Origin of the sequence: Dyadobacter sp. Leaf189 (assembly GCF_001424405.1) — a bacterium.
GTDB lineage: Bacteria > Bacteroidota > Bacteroidia > Cytophagales > Spirosomataceae > Dyadobacter.
Map to the genome: position 1 here is coordinate 965,596 of NZ_LMPS01000005.1, position 7,435 is coordinate 973,030.

General features: G+C 47.6%; 6 protein-coding genes. 2 read left to right on the forward strand and 4 right to left on the reverse strand.

Annotated elements, in window-relative coordinates; translation table 11 throughout:
* Positions 1–3: 3 nt before the first annotated feature.
* The gene (locus ASG33_RS18370) at positions 4–1,611 is read left to right on the forward strand and encodes a sulfatase (protein ID WP_229238716.1); all 1,608 of its coding nucleotides are present in this window, start codon (positions 4–6) and stop codon (positions 1,609–1,611) included.
* Here ASG33_RS18370 and ASG33_RS18375 read toward each other — a convergent pair whose 3' ends face one another.
* The 4 genes from ASG33_RS18375 to ASG33_RS18390 form a co-directional block, all read right to left on the reverse strand.
* Positions 1,612–3,738 carry a type IA DNA topoisomerase gene (locus ASG33_RS18375; RefSeq protein WP_056288429.1) on the reverse strand — a complete coding sequence of 709 codons (2,127 nt, stop codon included), beginning with the start codon at positions 3,736–3,738 and terminating at the stop codon, positions 1,612–1,614.
* Positions 3,739–3,748: 10 nt separating this feature from the next.
* Positions 3,749–3,919 (reverse strand): hypothetical protein, encoded by a 171-nt coding sequence (locus ASG33_RS25975; protein ID WP_056288433.1) that lies wholly within the window; start codon positions 3,917–3,919, stop codon positions 3,749–3,751.
* A 128-nt stretch (positions 3,920–4,047) separates the two neighbouring features.
* Positions 4,048–5,070 carry an LLM class flavin-dependent oxidoreductase gene (locus ASG33_RS18385; RefSeq protein ID WP_056288436.1) on the reverse strand — a complete coding sequence of 341 codons (1,023 nt, stop codon included), beginning with the start codon at positions 5,068–5,070 and terminating at the stop codon, positions 4,048–4,050.
* A gap of 46 nt (positions 5,071–5,116) precedes the next feature.
* Entirely contained in the window at positions 5,117–6,499 is a 1,383-nt protein-coding gene (locus ASG33_RS18390; protein ID WP_056288440.1) for an MATE family efflux transporter, read from the reverse strand.
* A 102-nt stretch (positions 6,500–6,601) separates the two neighbouring features.
* Here ASG33_RS18390 and ASG33_RS18395 point away from each other — a divergent pair, with 102 nt between their 5' ends.
* On the forward strand, positions 6,602–7,291 hold the full coding sequence (locus ASG33_RS18395) for a hypothetical protein (protein ID WP_056288443.1): 690 nt from the start codon (positions 6,602–6,604) through the stop codon (positions 7,289–7,291).
* The last annotated feature ends 144 nt before the right edge of the window (positions 7,292–7,435 follow it).

Consider the following 7,435-nt stretch of genomic DNA (forward strand, 5'->3'; position numbering starts at 1 on the left):
ACCATGATCAAACAAAGCAAAGTCAAAAGTTATTGCTGGATCCTGTTGCTGCTGTTGCCTTTGATGGCTGCTGTGCAAATCATCCGTAACGATGCTATTGGCGCAATGCAGAAGAGGCCAAATATCCTCTTTTGCATTGCTGACGATGCTTCCTACCGGCACATGAGCGCGTACGGATTATCAAATAAGTGGGTCAGCACGCCGGGCTTTGATCGTGTTGCGTCAAATGGAATCCTGTTTGAAAACGCATTCACTCCTAATGCCAAGTGTGCGCCATCCCGTTCTTGCATTTTGACTGGACGCAATCCCTGGCAGTTGGAAGAAGCAGCTAACCACGTGCCGTTTTTTCCGGCGAAATTCAGCAGCTGGGTGGAAAAGTTGAGCAATGCAGGATACCTGACCGGTTTTACCGGCAAAGGCTGGGGACCTGGTGATCCCGGGGAAATCAATGGAAGTCCGCGGTTGCTGACTGGGAAGCATTACAACGAAATCAAAATGGATGCGCCCACGAAGGCTATTTCACCCGTAAACTATGCTGCCAACCTGGAAGTATTTCTGAAAGACCGCAACAGCGACCAGCCATTTTGTTTCTGGTATGGTGGCCACGAACCACATCGCGTATACGAATATGGCAGCGGCGCAGCCAAGGGAAATAAGAAGCGCTCCGATATTGAACGCGTGCCAGCTTACTGGCCCGACAATGATACAGTTCGAAACGATATGCTCGATTATGCCTACGAGGTTGAGTACTTCGACCAGCATCTACAAAAGATGCTGCGGATACTGGAAGATGCAGGCGAGCTGGACAACACCATCGTTATCGTTACTTCGGACAATGGAATGCCATTTCCCAGAACGAAAGGACATGTTTACGAATATGATAACCACCTTCCACTGGCTATTATGTGGCAAGACGGGATCAAATCGCCTGGCCGGAAAGTGTCGGATTTTGTAAGTTTTACAGATTTTGCGCCAACCCTGCTGGAAGCGGCCGGGCTGCAAGGCAAAACCGGAATGCAAATACAGGGTAAGTCTTTACTTCCTGTATTTGCAAGCGGAAAGGCGGGACGCACAGATCAAACACGTGACCACGTTTTGCTTGGAAAAGAGCGCACGGACGTGGGCCGGCCACACGATCAGGGATACCCGGTACGCGGGATTGTTAAAGACAGCCTGATTTACACGATCAACTATGAACCTGACCGCTGGCCGGCAGGTAACCCCGAAACCGGCTACCTCGATACGGATGGAAGTCCGACGAAAACCGTCCTACTAAAGGCAAAACGTGCCGGGGAAGATCAGGAAAGATGGAATTTATCTTTTGGAAAAAAGGGGGCGGAAGAACTTTATAATTATCTCAAAGATCCCGACGCGATGACCGATCTCGCGAAAGACCCTGCTTACGCCAAAGTAAAAAACGCGCTGCGAACCCAACTGGAAAAAGAGCTGAAAAGTCAGAATGATCCTCGCATGTTTGGGAAAGGAGACGTTTTCGACAGCTACCCGTTTGCAGAACCTGCCTCCCGCAACTTCTATGAACGCTACATGAAAGGTGAGAAAATGAAAGCTGGCTGGGTCAATGCATCCGATTTTGAGAAGATCAAACCTTAACTAGCCTACTTCGAAGTTGAAATCTCCGTTCATGACCAGCTTGGCGTCGGTTGTTTCAGGATTGCCCGGGATTTGCAAACCTTTTATGCGCGTCGTTTTCCCTTTGCTTAGCAGATCGTAAACGTGCTTGTCAGTAAGCTTTTTACCCAAAAATTCAAAAGGTATCTTAAAGCCGCAAACCTGAAAATTGGCACAGCCGTAAGCTGTTTTACCTTTTTTCAGCAAATGCGCCTTGCATTTCGGACAGGTAAGTGTCTCAATATTAATCTCCTCCTTGGGCTCTTTGGGTTTGGCGACCTTCTTTTCCTTTACCTCTTTTTCGACTTCTACCGGCACTTCCTCCGCAATGCTGATCGCCCGACCGCGGTTGTTCTTCACTTCCTGCGTGAGATCCACAACCATCTGGATCAATTCCTGCTTGAATGTATCCATAGAATACTCGCCTTTTTCGATCAGGCGCAGCTTGCGTTCCCAGTTCCCCGTCAGCTCGGCACTTTTAAGCAATTCGTTCTGGATCGTATCAATGAGATCAATGCCTGTCTGCGTGGCGACGATATTCTTCTTTTTCTTCTCGATATATCGTCTTTTGAAAAGGGTTTCTATGATGTTGGCCCGGGTGGAAGGTCTTCCTATTCCATTGTCTTTCAAAAGTTCACGCATTTCATCGTCTTCCACCTGCTTGCCGGCTGTTTCCATTGCTCTGAGCAGCGTAGCTTCTGTATACGCTTTTGGCGGCGTCGTTTTTCCCTGGTGCACGCGCGGTTCATGCGGCCCTCTTTCACCTACTTCGAAGTTAGGCATCAGCTTTTCCTCTTCCGCAGCTTCCTTTTTGGCACTCGCATCATTGGCATACAGCGCACGCCAGCCGGGTTCCAGTATCTGCTTTCCAGTAGCCTTGAACTCAACCTGACCGACTTTCCCCAGTACTGTCGTGTTTGAAACTTTACATTCCGGATAAAACACGGCTATAAAACGCCGGGTGACCAGATCGTAAATGCATTTCTCGTCCTGACTAATGTGATTCGGCTGCACGCCGGTAGGAATAATGGCGTGGTGATCGGTTACCTTTTTATCGTCAAAAACCGATTTTGATTTCGGTATCGGCTTTTCAAGTAGCGGCGCGGTATACTGCGCGTAGTGCGTAAGTTCTCTTAATATTCCTTCCACTTTGGGATGCAGATCTTCCGAGAGATAAGTGGTATCTACCCTTGGATAGGTGATAAACTTCTTTTCGTAAAGGTTTTGTGTGTGTTTCAATGTGTCTTCCGCAGAGTAGCCGTATTTCTTGTTGGCCTCCACCTGCAGGGAAGTCAGGTCAAAAAGCTTTGGGTTTCCTTCTTTACCTTCTTTCTTTTCAAATGAGGTGATTTCAAAATCATGCAACAGCAGATAAGCCAAGCCTTTTTTTGCTTTTTCCTCACTTTTAAGGCGGTCTATATTGGCTGTAAATTCTGTTTCCCGGTAAATGGTTTTGAGCTCCCAATATTCCTCGGAGACGAATGCATTGATCTCTTTTTGTCGCTGCACGATGAGCGCGAGTGTCGGTGTTTGTACGCGCCCGATGCTGAGTACCACCTTCCCCTGACCAAATTTTTTGGTAAAAAGTCGCGTCGCATTCATGCCCAGGAGCCAGTCGCCAATGGCGCGCGCACTGCCCGCGGCATACAGGTTGTTGTAAAGCTCGCTGTCCTTCAACTTCTCAAAACCTTCGCGGATTGCCTGCTCGGTCAACGACGAAATCCAGAGGCGCTTGACAGGTACATTGCATTTGGCTTTCAACAGGACCCAGCGCTGGATCAGCTCTCCCTCCTGCCCTGCATCACCACAGTTAATCACTTCCTCACACTGGCTGACCAGACTCTCTATTACACCAAACTGCTTCAATGCGCCTGCATTATCGATCAGCTTGATACCGAAACTTGACGGGATCATAGGCAGATCTTCCAGCCGCCACGCTTTCCAGCGTTCGGTGTAGTCGTGAGGCTCTTTCAACGTACAAAAATGCCCAAACGTCCAGGTTACCTGGTAACCGTTCCCCTCAAAATAACCGTCCCGCCGCTGGTTTGCCCCGATCACTCCTGCAATGTCCTTCGCAACGCTGGGCTTTTCAGCAATACACACTTTCATGATTGTAAACTTACTTGGTCGATTGTTTTCTGCTTTTTATCAGAAAATACACCGAGGCAATAAATGTGAGCAGATATACAACAGCCAGCGCAGGCTTTTCGAACTGCAGGGTTTGAAAATCAAATTGTTTGTACAAAGTAACGCCGAGAATAATAGCTACAATCGCCCAGATTGGATTCATTTGAATAAACGGTTTAGCAGGAGTTTAGGCGAAAGTACAAAAAAGTGTCGTGTGGAATGACCTGTTTTAACGAACAATGGCAACCAGCTTTGCACCGGTTGCCATTATATCTCATTCAAATTCAGAACTTACCGCCAGCCTAAGCCGGGTGCGACATGCTCCAAAATAGATGAAAGCACATGCACGTTGTAATCGACGCCCAGCGTATTTGGGATGGTCAGCAACAGCGTATCCGCCTCCTGAATAGCCTCGTCCTGAGCCAATTCTTTAATGAGCTGATCAGGTTCAGCAGCATAGCTTCTGCCAAAGATAGCCCGCTTATCTTGCTCGATCATGCCGATCTTGTCGCGTCTGTTGGCTTCCTGACCGAATAGATATCTGTCTTGTTCATTGACCAATGCGAAAATAGACCGGCTCACGGAAACCCTCGGCTCACGCTGGTGTCCTGCCTTTTTCCAGGCTTCTTTATACAGCCTGATCTGTTCAGCCTGCTGCACATGAAAAGGCTTGCCGCTTTCATCAAACTTCAATGTGGAGCTTTGCAGGTACATGCCGTTTTCGGCCGCCCAAACAGCTGTTGCATTCGAAGCAGCACCCCACCAAATCCGCTCACGCAAACCTTCGGAGTAGGGTTCCAGGCGCAGCAAACCTGGCGGGTTCGGGAACATTGGGTTGGGATTCGGTCTCGCAAACCCAACTCCATTCAGCCTTTCCAGGAATTCCAGCGCCTTGCGACGTCCCATATCTGCATCCGTTTCTCCCCCAGCCAGTTCATATCCGAAGTACCGCCAGCCATCGATGACCTGTTCCGGCGATCCCCTGCTGATACCCAGCTGTAATCGACCTTCCGAGATCAGGTCTGCCGCGCCGGCGTCTTCCACCATATACAACGGGTTTTCGTAGCGCATATCAATAACGCCCGTGCCTATTTCAATTTTGCTTGTTTTCGCTCCAATCGCTGAAAGCAGCGGAAATGGAGAAGCGAGTTGCGACGCAAAATGATGTACCCGAAAATACGCCCCGTCCAAGCCGATTTCTTCGGCTGCAACAGCCAGATCAATGGATTGAAGCAGGGTATCACTGGCTGTCCGGGCGTTGTAGGCGGGGTGGTTAGCCCAGTGCCCAAACGATAAAAATCCTATTTTTTTCATAATATATATTCCAGAGTAGGCCTGCTTTTACAAAGGATAATGAGACCTAAAAGTTCCGGCGACCACTAACTTGAAGGATAGCGTCACTAGTGTAATACCGGTTTTTGAAATACAATGTATAAGCTGCAATGACGATGAGCGTGACTATTTCGGAAATCGACCTGGACAGCCAAATTCCCGGAAGGCCCAGATAATCAGGCAGTATCGCGAGCGCAGGGAGAATCAGTAAGAAACCTTTCAGAAGATTGACAAAAAGAGAGGCGATTGTCTTGCCTGTACTTTGGAAGAATGCTGCAAGCAGGTAGTTAGGGCCCGCTGCCAGAAATAGCAGGAAGTATAAGCCCATTGCTTCGCCCGCAGTTTCCCGGTAACTAACAGTTTGATCTCCTGAGAATAACCCAACTAGCACGTCAGACAGGAACAAACCCAGCCCTGCAACTACTATGCCGAGTATTAGGGTAAAACCCAGTGAAAAGCGCAGGGTTGCAAGTACCCGATCTGGTTGTTTTGCTCCGATATTGTAAGATATAATCGGAAGTGCGGCAATCATGGCTGCAGTAAATGGTCGGATCAAAAGGAAACTAAGGTAATTGACCAACCCGAATGCAGCAATTGCAGTGGCACCGTAGTGGATTAATGATTGGTTGATAAGCAACAAACCTGATGAAAACGCGATTTCAGACGCGAACGAAGGCAGGCCGATTTGAAAATATTCTTTCCATTGCGCTAGCCTGAGTGTAAATCGGAAAGAAGAAAAACTTAAATGTGTACTGCCCTTTGAAATGAAGACAAAAAGGTAGGCCGCGCCGCAGGCTAATGCGACTGATGTTGCGATTGATGCACCTTCAACACCCATTTCAAAGACGATGATGAATATTACATCAAGAACGATGTTGACTGCAGCTGCCAGGATCGACGCATTTCTTGATACTTTTGGTGCATTGTTAGCACGTACGAAGCTGCCCCAGATCATTCCCAGAAAGAATACCGGAAGACTGACTAATTGCCAGAATGCATAGTCTGCTGTGTTTTCTGTCAGAGCAAGATTACCTGCGCCGGCTAGGAAGCGGGCAAGCGGCATTGTCAGGAATGGCGCACTGACAGCTACGCAGCCTCCCATTAAAATGACCAGTGTGGTAGCAAACTGAAATACCTGTTGTACGTTTCTATAGTCACCTGCTCCTATTCCTTTGCCGATCAGCACGCTTCCACCGATCATGACAGGCAAGCTCAATGCGATCAGGACGATGACGACCGGGCCAAACAGACCTACGGCTGCAAGCCCATCTTTCCCTACCTGTTGTCCTAGTATAATCCCATTGATTACCTGATGCACAATGGAGGATAGCAGGCTAATAATAGCAGGACCATAGTTTTGAAAAAACAGAGATCTGACAGGAGCATGCCCAAGTTGATTGGAGGCTGACATAGAGAAAGTTTTGAAAAGGGGCGCAAAGCTACAAAAAATAAAATGCGCCGTGCGGTGACTTACAAAACTATCTTATCTTGCATATGAACTAACTTGTTACTTATGAGACGTTATTTGTACCTCCTGCTATTAATTACCTCCCTTTCCGCGTGCTCACAAGAAGATCCCGTTGAGGCTGAAACAAAACCGACTGTTGATAAAGAAGCATTGCTGGCCTCCCTGGAAGCAGGAAACAAATACTGGCGATGTGAGGAGCTGACGATTGAACAAGCTGGGGTGACGAAAACATCAAATCTGTTGGGTAACGAAGCAAATATTGATGGGGCTACCTTTTTAGCGCTCGTGGGTTATTCCGCATTTAGTTTCAATTCGCAGACTGTCAATATCCATGTCATTGATTCGGGGCCGCATGGCAATGTACCCTATGCTACAGGTAAAAAGCTTTATGAATTCCTTCCGCAGAGTGCAGAAAAGGGCAGCAGTCAATGGAACGACGAGCGGCAAACCTTGGAGATCAAACTTCCTGATAACTATTTCGCCGCAGCAGTAAAATCACTTTCTAAAAATAACTTTTCGCCCTCCGTTGGTTACCTGGATAATACACTTCCTGCTAAATACAAGTCGATAGAAGATGCTGTGACAGGTGCATCTCCCGACCGGATCCGCATTATCTATTACGAAAAAGACCCAAAAGGCAGCCAGATCAAATACATATTTACCATGAGAGCAGCCTGGGTTACGAAAGTGGAAAGAATAGCCGCAAGAGAACACTGGTATGAAGTGCTTTATTAATGTAGATTGCTTGTTTAAGAAACTATAACATTAAGTACGAAAAAAGAGGCTGTCTCAAATGAGGCAGTCTTTTTTTGTTTGTAGCGGTTGTGCAAATTTTCCGGATTGATTATCTTTAGGTATAAGCAAATCAGAAAAATGGGC